Genomic DNA, 18224 nt, shown 5'->3' with positions numbered 1-18224 from the left:
ATGATATGAGCCGCGTATCTTTGTGTATCGCTTAAAAACTGATAATATGAAGAAACAATTCCTTTTACTGACAGTACTTTTATTCCTTTTGGGAGCATGTGCCCCCGAGCCTGCGGAACATTCGTTTATCAGGGTCAATGCTGACGGACAGTTCGTTCGCGACGGAAAGCCCTATTATTTTGTAGGTGCCAATTTCTGGTACGGTGCCATTCTTGGTTCCGAAGGTGAAGGCGGCAATCGTGAACGGTTGCATAAGGAGCTGGACTTTCTGAAAAGTATTGGCATCAACAACCTGCGCGTATTGGTGGGTGCTGACGGTGAAAATGGCATAAAGACGCGGGTAGAACCCTCTTTGCAAGTAGCACCGGGCGTCTATAATGATACTATTTTAGCCGGATTGGATTATTTTATGAATGAACTGCGTGAACGCGATATGACAGCTGTCCTCTATTTGAACAATTCCTGGGAATGGAGCGGTGGCTATTCCGTTTACCTGCAATGGTCCGGACACAGTGATGCCGTGGTACCTGCCGTAGACGGATGGCCCGCCTACATGGAGTATGTCAAGCAGTTCCCCCAATCGGACAGCGCGAAGGCCTTGTTTGCCAATCATGTCAATTATATTGTTTCACGCACCAATAGGTATAATCAGATAAAATATGTGGATGACCCTACTATTATGTCCTGGCAGATTGGTAACGAGCCTCGCGCTTTCTCTGACGAGAACAAGGAGCCGTTTGCCCGCTGGATGGCAGACGTGGCTGCACAAATCAAGTCACTCGACCCGAACCACATGGTGTCTTCCGGCAGTGAGGGCTCGTGGGGATGCGAAATGGACATGAGTCTTTTCGAGAAGATTCATGCCGACCCCAACATCGATTATCTGAATATCCACATCTGGCCCTACAACTGGAGTTGGGTGAAGGCTGACAGCCTGACGGAACTTCTTCCGCGTGCCAAGGAGAATACCAGGAAGTATATAGATGACCACATGGTCATTGCCCGGAAGTACAGCAAGCCGATTGTTTTGGAGGAGTTTGGTTTTCCTCGCGACGGCTTCAGCTTCTCCAAAGAGGCACCGACCACTGCCCGCGATGAATATTACCGTTATGTATTCGACCTTATCCGCCAGGACCGTGAGAGCGGCGGACTCTTTGCCGGATGCAACTTCTGGGCATGGGGCGGTTTTGCCGGACAAAATCCCGACCATGTATTCTGGGAAAAGGGAGATGACTATACCGGTGACCCGGCTCAGGAACAACAAGGACTGAACTCTGTCTTTGCCACAGACAGCACTATTGAAATAATTAAAGCGGAAAACCGGAAGCTGCAAAATTGAACCTGTCCGTGCTTTTTCGTGTAATCCCTGCCCGAAAATCAGAATATAAGCATGTGCAAAGCGTTCCTACCGTTATCAGGAAAGATGTATAACTCTAATTACTAAGTATGATATGAAAAGCATATGGAAAGTTATGTTGGCGGTTTGTTGCCTAGGTATGACCATTGGTTGTGGAACAAACCCGTCGAAGAATGAAAATGTAAAGGAAACGCTACCGGCATTGGTGGTTAATGGTACGCAGTTGATGAATACCGAAGGAGACACGGTGGTATTGCACGGTGTCAGCTATGGCTGGCATCAGTTCTGGCCCCGTTTCTACAATGCCTCTTCGGTTGCTTATCTGGTCAATGACTGGGGCGCACAGGTACTTCGGGCCTCTATGGGAGTGGATTTGGATAGCGCCTGCTATGTGAACAAGCCCGAGTTCGGTATTGAGTGTGTTACGAAAGTGGTGGACGCCGCTATCGAGAACGGCGTTTACGTCATTATCGACTGGCATAGCCACAATCTGCGGCAGGAAGAAGCAAAGGAATTCTTCACCCAAATGGCTACCCGTTACAAGGGGGTTCCGAATGTCATCTATGAGGTTTTCAACGAACCGGTGGAAGATAGTTGGGAGCACGTGAAGGCATACTCTGTGGAGGTCGTCAAGACGATTCGTGCCATAGAGCCGGATGCCGTTATCCTCGTTGGTTGTCCGCATTGGGACCAGGACATCCATTTGGCAGCGGACGATCCTATTACCGGATATAGCAATATAATGTATACACTCCACTTTTATGCCAACACCCACGGACAGTGGCTGCGCGACCGCGCCGACTATGCTCTGGGCAAGGGCTTGCCGATTTTCGTTTCCGAATGCGCCGGTATGGAGGCAAGTGGGGACGGCCCCATCAGTAAAGAAGAGTGGGGGAATTGGCTGGACTGGATGCAGCGGCATTCCATCAGCTGGGTGGCCTGGTCTTTGTCTGACAAGGATGAGACTTGCTCCATGTTCTATCCGTCGGCTTCTTCCGAGGGAAACTGGAAAGATGCAGATATGAAGGAATGGGGAAGAATGGTACGGGACGAACTGAAGAAATGACCCTTTCGGGAAAAAGCAATATGATTTAACCATTAATAATTTAAGAAAAAAAGAATTGTGCCTATGGGAAAAAAGGAAAAACGGAACTATGAAGACATGGACTGTTTGGAAGTAAACCTAAATGTCAAGGCTGTGATAGTATATCAGGGCTTTTTGACTCAGTCTCATTTTTGTTAACTAAAAAAATCTTCTTTTGGGAGGTTTTGTGTTTGTTTTAAATCTAAGAAATACAGTATGAATTTGAATTTTAGAAAGACAGCGCTGCTTGCGGGGATATGCTCGGTGTTCAGTCTGGGTTATGCTCCTCAGCTTTTCGCAGTATCATCGACGGATACCGTTGAGGCAGTGCAGCAAACAAAGAAAATTACGGGTGTCGTCAGTGATGCTATGGGCCCTATTATCGGTGCCAATGTATTGGAAAAAGGTACAACGAATGGTGTAATTACCGACATTGACGGTAACTTTGCCTTGAATGTGAAACCGGGAGCTACCATTGTAGTCTCCTTTATAGGCTATGTCAGCCAGGAAATAAAGATAACGAACCAGACAACAGTGAACATCACGCTGAAGGAAGACTCTGAGATGTTGGACGAAGTGGTGGTTGTGGGGTACGGTACGATGAAGAAAAGCGACCTTTCCGGTGCTTCCGTTTCCATGAGTGAAGACAAGATTAAGGGTTCTATTATCACCAATCTCGACCAGTCCCTTCAAGGGCGTGCTGCCGGTGTGACGGCAGTCAGCACTTCCGGTGCTCCGGGTTCTTCCTCCTCTATCCGCGTACGTGGTCAGGCCACTATCAATGCCAATGCCGAGCCGTTGTATGTAATTGACGGTGTGATTGTACAGAGTCAGGGACAAAGCGGTTCATCTTATGGTTTGGGCGATGCACTGGGTAATGGCTCGGTTTCCACCATTTCTCCGCTTTCCACCATCAACCCTGCTGATATCGTCAGTATGGAAATTCTGAAAGATGCTTCGGCAACCGCCATTTACGGTGCGCAAGGTTCCAATGGTGTGGTTTTGATTACGACCAAACGTGGTAAGGCGGGTGAGGCTAAGTTTACTTATGACGGTATGTTTGCCGTTCAACGCCAGACAAAGCGTCTGGATATGATGAATCTGCGTGAGTATGCCACTTATTATAATGATTTGGCAAACATGGGTGAAATCTCGGACCCTAGTAATTATTATGCCGATCCTTCTCTGCTGGGAGTAGGTACAAACTGGCAGGACGCCATCTTCCAGACTGCTTTGCAGCATCAGCACCAGATTTCGGCACAAGGTGGTACAGAGAAGATACAATACTACGTATCAGCTTCCTATATGGATCAGGACGGTACCATCATCGGTTCAAACTTTAACCGTTACAGCTTCCGTGCCAACTTGGATGCCCAACTGAAGAAGTGGTTGAAACTCGGTTTGACCGCCACCTATACAGCAACGGGTGATGACCTGAAACTGGCAGACAGTGATGAAGGTTTGATTAACTACTCGTTGACCACTCTTCCTGATATACCTATCTATAATCTGGATGGCAGCTATGCCACCGTTGTTCGCGAAGGCTACACGAATCCTAACCCGATTGCCCTTGCCATGATGGATGACATTCTGCTGGACCGTCAGAAACTGACGGGTAATATTTTCTTTGAGGTTACTCCGATTAAAAATCTGGTATGGCATGCCGAATTGGGTTATGACATCAGTTCCAGCAAAGGTGAGCGCTACAAGCCGATGGTTGATTTGGGTGGATGGGTACGTTCCAGTAATGAAAGCAATATCCAGAAAAACAGCAGTACATTCTGGCAATTGAAGAACTATGTGACCTATTCCGGAAACATAGGCGACAAGCATCATTATACAGCCATGGTGGGCCAGGAGTGCTGGGAGTCCAGCTATGACTTCACGAGTGTGTTCAATAGCGGTCTGCCTTCGGATGAAGTGCACAATCCTGCCTTGGGTACGGGAACCCCGACTATCAATGCAGGTTTTGGAAGCTCGTCTATGGCATCTTTCTTTACACGTCTGACTTATAACTATGCCGACCGTTATCTGGGTACTTATACCTATCGTTATGACGGCTCTTCAAACTTCGGTCCCGAGAACCGTTGGGCAGGCTTCCATTCATTGGCTACTTCCTGGCGCTTTTCCAACGAAACGTTCTTTGAACCGTTGAAGAAGGTCATCAGTAACGGTAAGTTGCGTCTGGGATGGGGACAAACTGGTAATGCCAACATCGGTGGTTATGCTTGGGGTACATCCATGAGTCGTATGCCTTCCGGTCTGGGTATGGGGTATCGCCCCTCCAATATACCGAATACTTCCATCAAATGGGAGTCCCAGGAGCAATGGAACGTCGGTGTGGATTTGGGATTCCTGCACGACCGTATCAATCTGACGGTAGAGTGGTACAAGAAAACTTCCAGTGATATGTTGATGCCGTTGCAGTTGCCTTCTTATATGGGTACTTCCGGTAATGCCTCTTCTGCATTGGCTGCTCCGAAAGGTAACTATGGTGACATAGAGAATACCGGTTTTGAAATCTCTCTGAACACACATCCTATTACGGGTAAGTTTGAATGGGATTCTGACTTCCAGATTTCTTTCAACAAGAACAAACTGAAAGGATTGGCTGGTACAGCCAATGCGCAGATTGTGGGTTACGGACAGTGGACCGATGTAGTCAGTGTATCCAGTGTAGGCGAATCACTTTATAACTTCTATGGATTTGTTTGTGATGGTGTTTACAAGGACCTGGAGGACCTTCAGACTTCTCCGAAACCTGCCAAGTACCCGGCAAACGGTGTATTCGACCGTACCAATACCGTATGGGTGGGTGATGTGAAATATAAGGATATCAGTGGTCCTGACGGTGTGCCCGATGGCGTTATTGACGACTATGACAAGACCAATATCGGTTCTCCGATGCCTAAGTTTACTTTTGGCTGGACCAATACTTTCCGTTACAAGAACTTCGACTTGTCCGTTTTCATCAACGGTTCCTATGGCAACAAGGTGTATAACTACCTTTCCATGAAGCTGACACATATGAACTCTCCCTGGACTAACCAGCTGAATGCTGTAAACGGACGTGCACAGCTTGTTCCTATCAATCCGAACAAGGTCTACGAAGATGGAACGATGTGGTATAATGATGTGTCTAACGTCATGGTGGCAAACCCGGGAGCTTCCATTCCACGCGCCACTATCAATGACCCGAATGACAACGACCGTATCAGTGACCGTTATATTGAAGATGGTTCTTATATCCGTCTGAAGAACATCTCTTTGGGATATACTTTCCCGAAAAAGACGATTGATAAACTGGGACTGAGCAACTTGCGTATCTATGCCAATATCCAGAACCTGCTGACCATTACCGGTTATGACGGCTATGACCCTGAAATTGGTGCCAGCACTTCAAGCGTCAATGTCTATGGTTTGGACAACGGACGTTATCCGTCTCCTACAGTTTATTCATTCGGCTTGAACGTTTCATTCTAACACTTTAAATTGAAGAAAACATGAAAATCAGATATATTAAATATTGGGCGTTTGCAGCTGTACTCGGTATGGGAACAGTTTCATGCGAGGATTTCCTGAACCGTCCTACCGAAGACAATTATAACGAATCGAACTTCTATCAGAATGACGAACAATGTGTGCAGGGGGTTAATTATCTTTATAACTCACCTTGGTATGACTTTCAGCGCGGTTTTATTAAAGTCGGTGAAATCTTGTCTGGAAACGTATACGAGGGAAACAGCCCTTACTTGAATTTTACGGTGAATGGTACGGATGAAAACCTTGTGAACATGTCCTATTCTCTATGGGCAGTGATTGGCCATGCCAATACTGTATATACTCGTTTGAAGACGGCAAATGCGTCAGAAGCAGTGAAAAATCAGTGTATGGGCGAGTGTCTGGCATGGAAAGCCATGGCTTACTTCTATTTGGTACGTAGTTTTGGCGCAGTACCCATTATCCATGATAATACGGACGAATTGAATTCCGGTAATTATAACTCCAAATTCAAAGTGGAGGCAGCAGATGTGTACGAATATATCATTATGACTCTGGAGAAAGCTATGGAGTTGCTTCCGGCCAGAGGTGAAACGGGACGTATTGACCGCTATTGTGCCGAAGGTCTTTTGGCTAAGGTGTATCTGACTAAGAGTGGCCTTTCCGGTACCCGCAATGCGGATGATTTGGCGAAAGCGGCAGAATATTCCAAGGATGTAATTAATAATTCCGGCCGTAACTTGCTGGCTAACTATTCCGATGTTTTCCGTTTGGCAAACAACAAGAATGAAGAGTGTCTCTTCTCCTGGCACTGGTCGGCAGGACGTGACCCCTGGACACAGCAGAATACGTTGCAGTCGGACTTGGCAATGGTGGGATTCGATGAATTTGGTGATTGCTGGGGTGGCTATGCAGGTCCGTCGGTTGATTTGCAGGATGCATTTGGAATTTCCGCTTTGGAAAGTCCTGAGACGCGTTCGGATACGGATACCCGTCGTAAGGCTACTATGATGATGGCAGGTGATGTATACGATTATTTCTGGCAGGACAAGGGCGGATTTGATTATCTGCGGTTTATTTATGATGCCGAATATGGTAAGGGAGGACCTAATGGCGATTACCAGTCTCCTACCGGTGCCAATCACGTGAAGCATCTCTATGGTAACAATAATGACCATGTATTGGGCTTGGGCGTATCGGCTGGTAATATGTACAGCGGCCTGGCAACCCATATCCTGCGCCTGTCCGATATCTATCTGGTATATGCCGAGGCGAAAATGGGACTGGCTACCTCTACTACAGACCAGAGTGCACTGGATGCTTTCAATGCAGTACGTGGCCGTGCCATTCCGGGAGTTACTCCGAAAACCTCCATTACTTGGGAGGACGTCTGGAAGGAACGCCGGCTGGAACTGGCTTGCGAAGGCGACCGTTGGTATGATTATGTACGTTTGGCATATTATGATTCCCAGCGTGCTATCAATGAGCTGAAGGCACAGCGCCGTGATGTTTATTATAGTCTGGGTACTACTTATAAGGCTTATTATGAAAACGGCAGTTGGACGGTGAATCCGGACGAGACCCGTTACAATCCGGATGCAAAGGCGCCGAATGTGACAGTCTCCAGCTTTACATTGCCGTTCCCGACAGAAGACGTGGTGTTCAATCCTAATTTGATGAAAGACCCGGTACACGTAGATGTACGTTCTGAATTCAGTTATTAATTTAATGCTTGAAAAGATGAAAAATAATAGATATACGAATTGGTTCTTCGCGGCAGCTGTTGTTGTAGCAGGCTTTTCCATGGCGGCTTGTGAGGATGAACCGGATAAATATGAAGTGGCAGGGGGAAAGCCTACCTTGAAATATGTTCGTGTCCCTGATCCGGCAGCGGCAGACTCTTTGCTGACGGGGGCTTATATGGCGAATACGATTTGTCTGGTCGGTGAGAATCTGCGGAGTGTTTACGAGCTCTATTTCAATGACCAGAAGGCGATACTTAATACCAGTTACATCACTGACCATACACTTATGGTAGATGTTCCGAAAGAGATTCCTTCGGTAGTGACTGATAAGATTTATATGGTGACCAAAGCAAAGGATACCATAGATTATGATTTCAAGGTGTTGGTTCCGGCTCCTACCGTGAACTCCATTTCTTGTGAGTTTGCAAAGCCGGGTAGTGAGGTGACACTGATTGGTGACTATTTCATTGATGACCCGAATGTGCCGCTGACCATTACGATGGCCGGTAATGTGGAAGTGACTAATATTACGAACATAACCAAGACTGCGGTCAGCTTTATTCTTCCTGACAATGCTCCTGCAGGCTATATCAACGTGAAGTCCATTTATGGTACCGGACGTTCCAAGTTCCGCTATTATGATACACGTAACATTCTCTTTGACTGGGACGGTTCTCATGGCGGTATGGCTATTGCCCACGGTTGGCGCGATGGTAGCAAGGTGTTGAGAGAAGCCGATGAAAACAGTATTGACGGTGCTTATATCTGTCTCACCGGAGCACTTGACGGTGCTATCGGAGCTACTTGGGCAGAAGATGAGTTCTCGTTCAACTATTGGCCGGAACCGTCTGCCGGTTATCCCGAACTTTCTGCACGTCCTGAGTTTGCAGAACTGCTCGAGGAGTATGGCGTCAATGGCTTGCAACTGAAATTCGAGGTGAATATTCCTTCTTCCAATCCGTGGCAGTCTTGCGCTCTACAAGTGATGTTTACGGGTAATGATGTGGTGACTTATGCGACGGGAACTAATGCTTATTTTAGTGATACGAATGTGCCGCGTGGTTTGTGGTTGCCTTGGAAGAATACGGGTTCGTATGATACGGGTGGTAAATGGACAACCGTTTCCATGAATCTGTCCGAGTTCAACAAGACGCATGAAGGTAATAAGTGTGATAGAACTTTTGACAAGACTATGCTGACCGGATTGACACTCTTTGTCTGGGCAGGTGGTGTGGAAGGTAAGGATTGCAATCCGGTGATTATGATTGACAACATCCGTGTGGTACCTATTGAATAACCTTTTAAATAGAATACTGATATGAATAAAACATATAAATTTCCGGCACTGTGGATGATGTGCCTGATGCTCTTCAGTTGCTTGACGTTTACGGCCTGCGACAATGGGGATGATGAAGATACCAACCAATATAAAGGGGGAATCAGTCTGAATGTATTCGGACCGAGTCCCGTATCCCGCGGCGGTGTACTCCGTTTCCTAGGCAGTGGCATGGATAAAGTGACTGCGGTCGCTATTCCCGGTTGCGACGATATAACAGACATCGAAGTAGTCAGTGATACGGAAATCCGTGTCACTGTACCTCAGACAGCCCAGCCGGGGTTGGTTGTCTTGAAGACTCCGAAAGGGGATATTACAACAAAAACCGAGTTGACATTTACGGAGCCGATTGCTTTGGAGGCTTTTGCACCGGCAGAAGTAAAGCCTGGTAGTGAATTGACCATTACTGGTGAATATTTGAATTTGATTAAAGAAGTGATATTTGCTGACGAGGTAACAGTGCCTGCTGATGAGTTTGTCAGTCAAAGCCGTCAGGAGATTAAAGTTATTGTTCCTGATTCTGCTCAGACCGGTAAGTTCATCTTGTCTGATGGAGCTGAAATCCCCAATTGGATTTATTCTGAAGGGGAACTGGAGGTTACTTTGCCATCGGTAGAGGCTCCACTCGACCTGGTAGATAAGAAGCCGGGGGATGTCATTCGAGTTTCTGGTGAAAACTTTGATTTGGTGAAGAAAGTGCAGATGCCGAATGGGGATGAAGTTGAATTTACGATGACTGCCTCTTCCGAAGGAGATGAACTTACTTTTACATTGCCGGATAATGTCTCGGACGGAGAAGTTACGGTACTTCCTGCTTCGGATGTAAAAGTTGTGGTTGCTACTGTTGTAGTAGCTACGCCTTCGAACGTAGTGGCTGTTCCTGCTGTGAACTTGCGTGGTGGAGATATGATTACCTTGAAAGGTACCAATATGGATTTGGTGACTGATGTAACGTTCCCTGGTGTAGAAGAAGCAGTAGGATTGGAATCACAAAACTCGACTGAAATAAAGGTCTTGATGCCGGCTGCGGCTATTAGTGGTGATTTGCAATTGAATACAAATAGTGGAAAAGCAACTGCCGTATCTATTGCAACGGCAAAGCCGGAAAACATTTCTTATAGTGCGGCGACGGTCCCGGCAGGAGAGGCTTTGACTGTCAAAGGAGTAAATATGGATGTAGTTTCGGCTGTTGTATTCAGTGGTAATGTGGAGGTTACCGTATCCGATGCCACCGCTACTGCCATTTCCTTGACTGTACCCACAACTGCTGAAACCGGGGCCTTACTCTTGAAGATGGCCAATGGTGAATCTGTGGAAGCACCGTCTTTGACAATAGAGAAACCGGTATGTGCCTATTTGCCGGCATTGCCTGACAAATTGGTTCGGGGACGAATTGTGGAACTTGAGATTGTTAATGCTGATAAGCTGACAAATGTATTGCTGAATGAGGCTGCTGTTCAGTATATCAATGATGCAGCTAAAGGGGTATTGATGTTGAATGTACCGGCTGAGCTGGATGGAACTTATAGCCTAAAACTGATTTCTTCAAATGGTGAAATTGCTTATGATGTTCTTGTAGTTGCCAATGAAGAAACAGTTTGGGCTGGTCCGCTCGATATTAGTTGGGGTGATGGAGGACGTGTGTTGGTACCGGCTGTATCTTTTGCCAAGGTAACGGCAGGCACTGTCATGAAAGTCTATTTTGATCAGAAAGACCAGACTTGGGCACAGGCTCAGTTTAACTATGGCGATTGGAGTGGCATAGCTTTCTCTTTGTTTGATACGACTATGGTACCGACAGACATTTACGGCTGGAGTTTCGAGAGCCGTGTGATGGAGTTGACGTTGACTCAGGAGATACTTGATAATATTCAAGCTAAACAAGGAGATTGTGAAGACCAGACAAATGTAGGTATCATTATTCAGGGCAGTGATTTGACGTTTACAAAAATAACGATTGTAAATTGATGAATTGTGGCTTGAAGAATGTGACTATGGATGCCCTGATTAAGAATGAAATAAAATCATAATTAAGATGAAGAAACTGAATATAAAATGGATGCTTTCGTTGATAGCAGCTTTTACTTTTGCCTCCTGCGATACTGATGTCGATCATGATATCCCAGCAGTGGATGCACCGGTATTGGTGTCTACTACTCCTGAAAGTGGAGCAGCCAAAGTGAAAACGGGAGAAATCACTATTGAGGTGAAATATGACAAGAATATATTCTTTGCAACAGACAATCTGAGCGAAATCAAGTTTACCGGTGGTGAACTGATAAGTGCCGATGTACTTGGCGCAAGCAATATACTGACTGTAAAAGTGAATGTTCCCGGGAGAGAGACGGCTTGTTCTCTCTCTATCCCCGAGGGAATAGTAACCGGACCGAACCAGATGCCTGCTCCGGCTGTATCGGTTCAGTTCTCTACTGTCGCTTTGGACAAGGCACTGGTTGCCGCTAGTTCGGCCAAAGCTGTGAAACTGTACAATTATCTATTGGATAACTTCGAGACGAAGACACTTTCAGCTATGATGGCCAATGTTGCCTGGAATACGGAAATGTCCGAAAAGGTGTATGGATGGACTGGAAAATATCCGGCTATCAACTGTTTCGACTATGTTCATCTGCCGGCATCTGTAGCTGGAGCAGACTGGATTAATTACGGTGACATTACTCCTGTTAAGGATTGGTCTGACAAAGGTGGCATCGTAGCTGCCATGTGGCATTGGAATGTACCCAAGAAAGTTGTAGGCGAAGCTTCTTCTACCCAAATATGGGAAGGAGAGACAGTAATGCCGGGTGATTGGAGTGGAAATGTACAGATGACGGATGATGCTGCAAAAGCTGTCTTTGCTGATGCACAAGTGGGTCAGGTGATACGCGTGGCTGTGAAGGATGTGGCAGCGGGTGCACAAGGTTCGTTCAAAAACAGTGGTTGGAGCGAGATTGCTTCAGGAACTGATTATTTTGACATATCCAGGGACTATACATTGGTGATTACCGAAGATGTTTTGAAATCCCTGCAAGAAGGTGGTCTCATCATTGGTGGACATGATTATACAGCAGTTGCTGTTTATCTTGAAAATAACGGTACAGCTCTCGACCCGAATAAGGATTATGCCTTTTATAAGGCAGATACGGAGTTTGATGCTACCAATGCCACAGTGGAAGGCACTTGGGAAAACAAGGTGTTTACCGAAGATTTGAAAAATGCTGCCGCTTACTTGAAGCTATTGAGAGATGCGGATATTCCGGTATTGTGGCGTCCATTCCACGAGGCAGCCGGTGGCTGGTTCTGGTGGGGTAAGGATGCTGCCAGCTTTAAATCTCTGTGGATTGCTATGTTCAATTACTTCAAGACTGAAGGATTGGATAATCTTATCTGGGTTTGGACTACCGAGGGCAATGATGCCGATTGGTATCCGGGAGATCAATATGTAGACATCGTGGGACGTGATGTTTATAATAAGGAAACTGCAGATTGTGTTTCAGAATATACTTCCATTGCCGAAAATTATGGAAACAAGATTGTTTCGCTGAGTGAATGTGGTACGGTCGGACTTATTTCCGAACAATGGGCATCTGGTGCACGTTGGAGTTGGTTCATGCCGTGGTATGACGGGACAAATGAGGATGGTAGCCCGGTAGTCCATGCTGATGAAGCATGGTGGAAGGATGCTATGAGCCAGGAATTTGTTGTTTCCCGTGAAGATCTTCCTTCTATGGAATAGCATTTTTAATAATAAAATGGGAAGGGTTGTCTCTGGTTAGTATCGGGGCAACCCTTTCTGTCTTTTATAGCTTTTAGTTGTTGGTTATGGAATTCATGCTTTATACTTTTTAGGAAAAATAGTAATGGATGTTAAATGAGTGCCGTTATTTGATAAAATAGTATTATAATGTTTGCTGCTAAAAGTCTACTTTTGTCAAGCCTAATTAAAATTTGATAATAATCATATAATGTTTAACCGCTAATGAAATGAAAAATGCCTATGAGAAAGGAGTGATATGTATACCAACCACTTTATAGAATAAGGTATATCTAATTTTTCCTCAAAAAGAGAAGTTTAACCTTATATTAAACGGTAGATGCCGCCAGGCGATACCAATTCATTAATCTAAGAAAAATACAAGTATGAATTTGAATTTCAGAAAAACCGCGCTGCTCGTGGGTATCTGTTCGGCTGTCAGCCTGACTTATACTCCGCAACTTTTCGCCGCATCGGTCGATGCAATAGATGCTGTGCAGCAAGCAAAAAAAATCACAGGTACTGTAACAGATGCAATGGGACCGGTTATCGGTGCCAATGTGTTGGAAAAGGGCACCACAAATGGTGTCATTACTGACATTGACGGTAATTTTACATTGAATGTTCAGCCGGGAGCCACGATTGTAGTGTCTTTTATCGGTTATCAGCCGCAAGAAATCGTGGTAGGTAACCAGACCAATTTCAAGATTCAGCTGAAGGAAGATGCTGAATTGCTGGATGAAGTCGTAGTAGTGGGTTACGGTGTACAGAAGAAGAAACTGGTGACAGGTGCTACTGTGGAGGTAAAAGGCGAAGACATCGCAAAATTAAATACTACGCAGGCATTGGGTGCTTTGCAGAGCCAGTCTCCGGGTGTAAATATTCAGGCCGTTTCCGGTCAGCCGGGTGATGGATTTAAAGTTACGATTCGTGGTGCCGGCACAAATGGTGATACAAAACCACTTTATATTATTGATGGTGTGAGTGGTGATATCAATAATCTAAATCCGGCAGATATTGAGCGTATTGACGTGTTGAAAGATGCAGCTTCTTGTGCAATTTACGGTTCTGCTGCTGCCAATGGTGTTATTTTGGTAACAACGAAGCAAGGTAAGGAAGGTAAGATTCAAATTAGTTATGATGGAAACATCGGTTGGCAGAATGTTTATAGAATGCCAGATTTGCTGACTGCTAAGCAATATATGGAAGTGCAAGATATGGTGCGTTTTAACAGTGGTGTTGAGCCTCATGATTGGGCACGTTTCATAGATGCGGATTTGTTGACTGCTTATAGGAATGGTTCGAATGAAGGCTCCAATTTCATGGAAGCTTTACGAAATAAAAATGCAGTAACTACAAATCATGCGTTGAATATTACCAGTGGTACGGATCGTACGAAATTCTCTACCGGTCTTGGTTATCAATATCAAGATGGTGTGTTCGGCAATATGGCTAAGTCGGATTATCGCCGTTTCACAGTACGTATGAATTCAGAACACGTGGTTTATCGCAATGATGCTGGTCTTGACGTGGTAAAAGTCGGCGAAAATCTTTATTTCCAACACAAACAGAATCAAGGTCTAGATAATGGTAATCAATATGGTAACATGCTTTCAAATATGTTGCGTGCCAATCCGTTGGTTCCTATCTATAATGAGGATGGTGAATATTTCGGTTATGAAGATTTGAAGAATTCAGGTACTGAAGGCTGGTTTAATTATAATTCATATACCACTAACCCCATTGCTTCTATGATGAATGGGCAGAGTGCGAATAACAAGAGTGCAAGTTTTGGTTTCAACCTTAGTGGATGGTTGGAGATTCAACCTATTAAGAATTTGACGTATCGCGGTCAGGTGAATTATAATCAAAGTTCTTGGTCATGGCGGACTTATTTGCCGGTTTATAAATTGAATGATCAGGGTGATAGCCGCACGATAGACCAGACAACCAATAATACTGGTTTGGGCTGGGGATGGAGTACAACAAATACCATTAACTATAAATTCAACATAGCCAAGCATGATTTCGATGTATTGGTGGGTACTGAATATGGTGAATCTCGTCCGGATTATGGATTTACTCTGAATGCGACAGCTACGAATTCCGTGTTCGGTGACTTGGATCATGCTTATATGTCCTTTGTCAAGAACAATACAGGAAAAGCTACGGTTTCAGGAAAACCTTATGGTGATACTCGTGGAATGTCCTATTTTGGCCGTTTGAATTATAACTTTAATGAAACGTATATGATATCGGCTATCATTCGTGCCGATGGCTCATCTGTGTTTGCGCCAGGCAAACGTTGGGGGTATTTTCCTTCATTCTCGGCTGGTTGGGTAGTGACAAACGAAAAGTTCATGGAAAGTACACAGAATTGGCTTGAATTTTTGAAAGTTCGTGCCGGTTGGGGACAGAACGGTAATAAGAATGCCGTTGATGCCTTTGCTTACCAGGCTACTTTCGCTTATGATGCTTATAGTAACTATTCATTCGGAAATAATAAGGATGGTTACACTTCCGGTGCCTCTCCTGCCCGTTTGGCCAATGAGGAGATTACATGGGAAACTTCAGAACAAACCAATATCGGTATTGATGCACGTTTCTTGAGTGGTCGTCTGGGAGTTACTTTCGATTGGTATGAGAAGAAAACTAAAGATTTGCTGTTGAAAGTTCCCGTAACCCCTACTACCGGTTTCTCAGAGCAACTGAAGAATGCAGGTACGGTTCGTAACCGTGGTGTGGAACTTGCATTGAATTGGAATGATCGTATTGGCAAAGACTTTACGTATGGCGTAAACTGGAACATGGCATACAATAAGAATGAAGTGACTGAAGTCAACAGTACCCGTAAATACAATAACGGCGGTAATGACCTCCTTTCTCAAGGTACTGGCTATATGGCTCGTTTTGAAGAGGGACATCCCATCGGTTATTTCTGGGGATATAAGACGGACGGAGTTATTCAGAACCAAACAGATTTGGAGGCTTATGTTGCAACATTGAAAGATGGTAGTGCTGCTAACTCTTTGCAAGGCAATACGCTGAAACCGGGTGATTTGAAGTTTGTAGATGTAAATGGAGATGGCATAATCAATGCGGAAGATAAGACGGAACTTGGTAATCCTCATCCTGATGTGACAATGGGACTTAGCCTGAACTTCGGTTATAAGGGATTTGATTTGTCTGTTACCGGCTTTGCGGCTTTGGGTCAGCAGGTTGCCCGTTCTTACCGTAAATTTACTGACGGTGAGCAGGAAAACTATACAACTGAGGTGTACAACTATTGGCATGGTGAAGGAACTTCCAATAAGTATCCTTTGATAGCCCGTATGAATGAAGGTGTGAACTGGCAGTCCATTTCCGATATTTATGTAGAAGACGCTGATTATTTTCGTTTGCAAAATTTGACAATAGGTTATGATTTCAAGAGATTGTGGAAGAGCTGTCCGTTCCAGCAACTGCGTGTATATGCAGCAGCACAGAATCTTTTCACTATTACCGGTTATAAAGGAATGGATCCGGAAAATGGTCGCGCCATCAATGGTAATGAGCCTTGGGTGACAGGGGTTGATGTGGGTAATTATCCTACGCCTCGTACCTATATGTTTGGTGTTAATGTTAAATTTTAAAATGATTACTCGTATGAAAAAAATAACCTATTTATTGACTTCTGCATGTATTGCATTGGGCGTTGTGTCTTGTGATATCAATAATGTAGAAAATATGGGTGAGCTTTCAACTGAAAACTTTCCTGTGTCCGAGGCTGATGGTATTGCGGCTTTGGCCGGTATTTATCAGAACCTGAATGCAGTACATGCTTATCCTCAAGAGTCGTTCTTGTATTATGCACAGTTGGCCAGCGATGATGCTTTGGGCGGCGGTGGAACCAATGATAAATTGATGCAGGCTATGGACTTGATAACCAACTATAACGCTGATATGACTAATAATTTCTGGACGTTACGTTATCAGGGTATTAACCGTGCCAATACATTGATTAGTGCATTGCCAAATACGGCTATGAGTGATGAAAGTAAAGCTAAATTTTTGGGGGAGGCACTTTTTCTTCGTGCATACTATCACTTTGATTTAGCTAGTATGTATGGGAATGTTCCTTTGGTTATTGTACCTTCCGGTGAGTTGGTTACGCAGGGTGAAGTTTCAACTCTTTATGGACAGATGCTGCAAGATTTGCGTGATGCCATTGAGATGATGCCTGCTGTTCGCAATACTGATGGTCATGTGGATAAATATACTGCAGAAGCATTGCTAGCCCGTATATTCTTGTTTTATACAGGTATGTATGGGAATGGTGAGACATTGGCTGACCTTACCAACTCTACTTATAATCCGATGTCTTCAGTTGCATTGCCCGACGGGACTACGTTGACAAAAGAAAATGTGATTGCTTATGTAGACGATTGCGTGAACAACTCCGGCTATCAGTTGGTCGACGATTTCCGTTCTTTGTGGGCTTATACGAATCGCTATACAGTGGAAGATTATGACTATACGAAAGGTCAAGAGTTGAAATGGGCAGAGGATGACAATGCCGTAAATCCGGAATCCATGTTTGCCATTAAATTCAATAAGTTGGCTTCATGGTCAACCACTATCGGTTATGGTAATGGAATTGCATTGCACATGGGTGTACGTGGTGGCCAATCCTATGAAAACACATTCCCCTTTGGTCAAGGTTGGGGAGCTGGTCCGGTAGCTCCTAATTTAGTGGATGACTGGAAGAGTGCCGATCGCGATGGTAAGGATGTCCGTCGTGAGGCTACTATTCAAGATTGGACTGAGAAATCTTCTTATACATATGGTGGTTGGGCCGACTTTGTGCAAGAAACTGACTACTACGCAAAGAAGTGGGCACCTATCTCATGCGTAAATGATGGTTCGCAGGAAGAATACATTAAGGTCAGTGATAATCCTTATGTATGCTGTTTTGAGAATCTGATGTATGGCGCTGTTGGCTGGGATCAAGGTGCTAATAATATGCAGTTGAACAATATCCACGATTTGGTGCTCATTCGTTTTGCTGATGTTCTGCTGATGCAGAGTGAGTTGAAGGGGGACGTGGCAGGCATTAATCGAGTACGTCGGCGTGCAGGCTTGGATCCGATTGCTGCATATTCACTGGAAGCCTTGCAGAACGAACGTCGTTGGGAACTGGCACTCGAAGGTATCCGTTGGAACGATATCCGTCGTTGGCATATTGCGGTAGAGGCATTGGAAAGACAAACTAACCAGCCGGTTTATTATTGTGGCATACCTGATAAAAATACAGCGCACAATGGAGGATATGCAACTCGCTATAAGGCTACTGCCGGATTCCAGAAAATGCCCGAAAGCCAGGTGGCTATAGGTAGTGTTGTACAGAATGAAGGTTGGACAGGTGCCGATAGCGAATATAATGGTTGGAAATAATGCCGACTAAATGTTTA

9 protein-coding genes are annotated in these 18224 nt (G+C 45.0%); all 9 read left to right on the top strand.

Annotated elements, in window-relative coordinates:
• The first annotated feature begins 46 nt into the window (after positions 1-46).
• The 9 genes from HU824_RS03140 to HU824_RS03100 all read left to right on the top strand — a co-directional run bounded on the left by HU824_RS03140 (position 47) and on the right by HU824_RS03100 (position 18207).
• Entirely contained in the window at positions 47-1339 is a 1293-nt protein-coding gene (locus HU824_RS03140; protein ID WP_176468060.1) for a beta-galactosidase, read from the top strand.
• Between the two features lie 112 nt (positions 1340-1451).
• Positions 1452-2423: a glycoside hydrolase family 5 protein gene (locus HU824_RS03135; RefSeq protein WP_176468059.1), complete on the top strand. Its 972-nt coding sequence runs from the start codon at positions 1452-1454 to the stop codon at positions 2421-2423.
• 234 nt (positions 2424-2657) lie between these two features.
• On the top strand, positions 2658-5924 hold the full coding sequence (locus tag HU824_RS03130; RefSeq protein WP_005825021.1) for a TonB-dependent receptor: 3267 nt from the start codon (positions 2658-2660) through the stop codon (positions 5922-5924).
• Positions 5925-5944: 20 nt separating this feature from the next.
• Positions 5945-7666, top strand: coding sequence for a RagB/SusD family nutrient uptake outer membrane protein (locus HU824_RS03125; RefSeq protein WP_005825019.1), 1722 nt, complete (start codon positions 5945-5947; stop codon positions 7664-7666).
• 16 nt (positions 7667-7682) lie between these two features.
• Positions 7683-8984, top strand: coding sequence for a glycan-binding surface protein (locus HU824_RS03120; protein ID WP_176468058.1), 1302 nt, complete (start codon positions 7683-7685; stop codon positions 8982-8984).
• Positions 8985-9005: 21 nt separating this feature from the next.
• The gene (locus tag HU824_RS03115; RefSeq protein ID WP_005825014.1) at positions 9006-10991 is read left to right on the top strand and encodes a hypothetical protein; all 1986 of its coding nucleotides are present in this window, start codon (positions 9006-9008) and stop codon (positions 10989-10991) included.
• Between the two features lie 67 nt (positions 10992-11058).
• On the top strand, positions 11059-12756 hold the full coding sequence (locus tag HU824_RS03110; protein WP_176468057.1) for a glycosyl hydrolase: 1698 nt from the start codon (positions 11059-11061) through the stop codon (positions 12754-12756).
• A gap of 404 nt (positions 12757-13160) precedes the next feature.
• Positions 13161-16406 carry a TonB-dependent receptor gene (locus HU824_RS03105; RefSeq protein ID WP_176468056.1) on the top strand — a complete coding sequence of 1082 codons (3246 nt, stop codon included), beginning with the start codon at positions 13161-13163 and terminating at the stop codon, positions 16404-16406.
• A 13-nt stretch (positions 16407-16419) separates the two neighbouring features.
• Positions 16420-18207 carry a RagB/SusD family nutrient uptake outer membrane protein gene (locus HU824_RS03100; protein ID WP_176468055.1) on the top strand — a complete coding sequence of 596 codons (1788 nt, stop codon included), beginning with the start codon at positions 16420-16422 and terminating at the stop codon, positions 18205-18207.
• Positions 18208-18224 lie beyond the last annotated feature (17 nt).

The organism is Bacteroides sp. L10-4 (assembly GCF_013373675.1).
Lineage (GTDB): Bacteria > Bacteroidota > Bacteroidia > Bacteroidales > Bacteroidaceae > Bacteroides > Bacteroides muris.
This window is presented reverse-complemented; position numbering and strand designations above follow the sequence as displayed.

Bases quoted from the DNA above. Each gene is read 5' to 3' on its own strand.
- HU824_RS03140 (WP_176468060.1), top strand. From the start codon at position 47: ATGAAGAAACAATTCCTTTTACTGACAGTACTTTTATTCCTTTTGGGA.
- HU824_RS03135 (WP_176468059.1), top strand. From the start codon at position 1,452: ATGAAAAGCATATGGAAAGTTATGTTGGCGGTTTGTTGCCTAGGTATG.
- HU824_RS03130 (WP_005825021.1), top strand. From the start codon at position 2,658: ATGAATTTGAATTTTAGAAAGACAGCGCTGCTTGCGGGGATATGCTCG.
- HU824_RS03125 (WP_005825019.1), top strand. From the start codon at position 5,945: ATGAAAATCAGATATATTAAATATTGGGCGTTTGCAGCTGTACTCGGT.
- HU824_RS03120 (WP_176468058.1), top strand. From the start codon at position 7,683: ATGAAAAATAATAGATATACGAATTGGTTCTTCGCGGCAGCTGTTGTT.
- HU824_RS03115 (WP_005825014.1), top strand. From the start codon at position 9,006: ATGAATAAAACATATAAATTTCCGGCACTGTGGATGATGTGCCTGATG.
- HU824_RS03110 (WP_176468057.1), top strand. From the start codon at position 11,059: ATGAAGAAACTGAATATAAAATGGATGCTTTCGTTGATAGCAGCTTTT.
- HU824_RS03105 (WP_176468056.1), top strand. From the start codon at position 13,161: ATGAATTTGAATTTCAGAAAAACCGCGCTGCTCGTGGGTATCTGTTCG.
- HU824_RS03100 (WP_176468055.1), top strand. From the start codon at position 16,420: ATGAAAAAAATAACCTATTTATTGACTTCTGCATGTATTGCATTGGGC.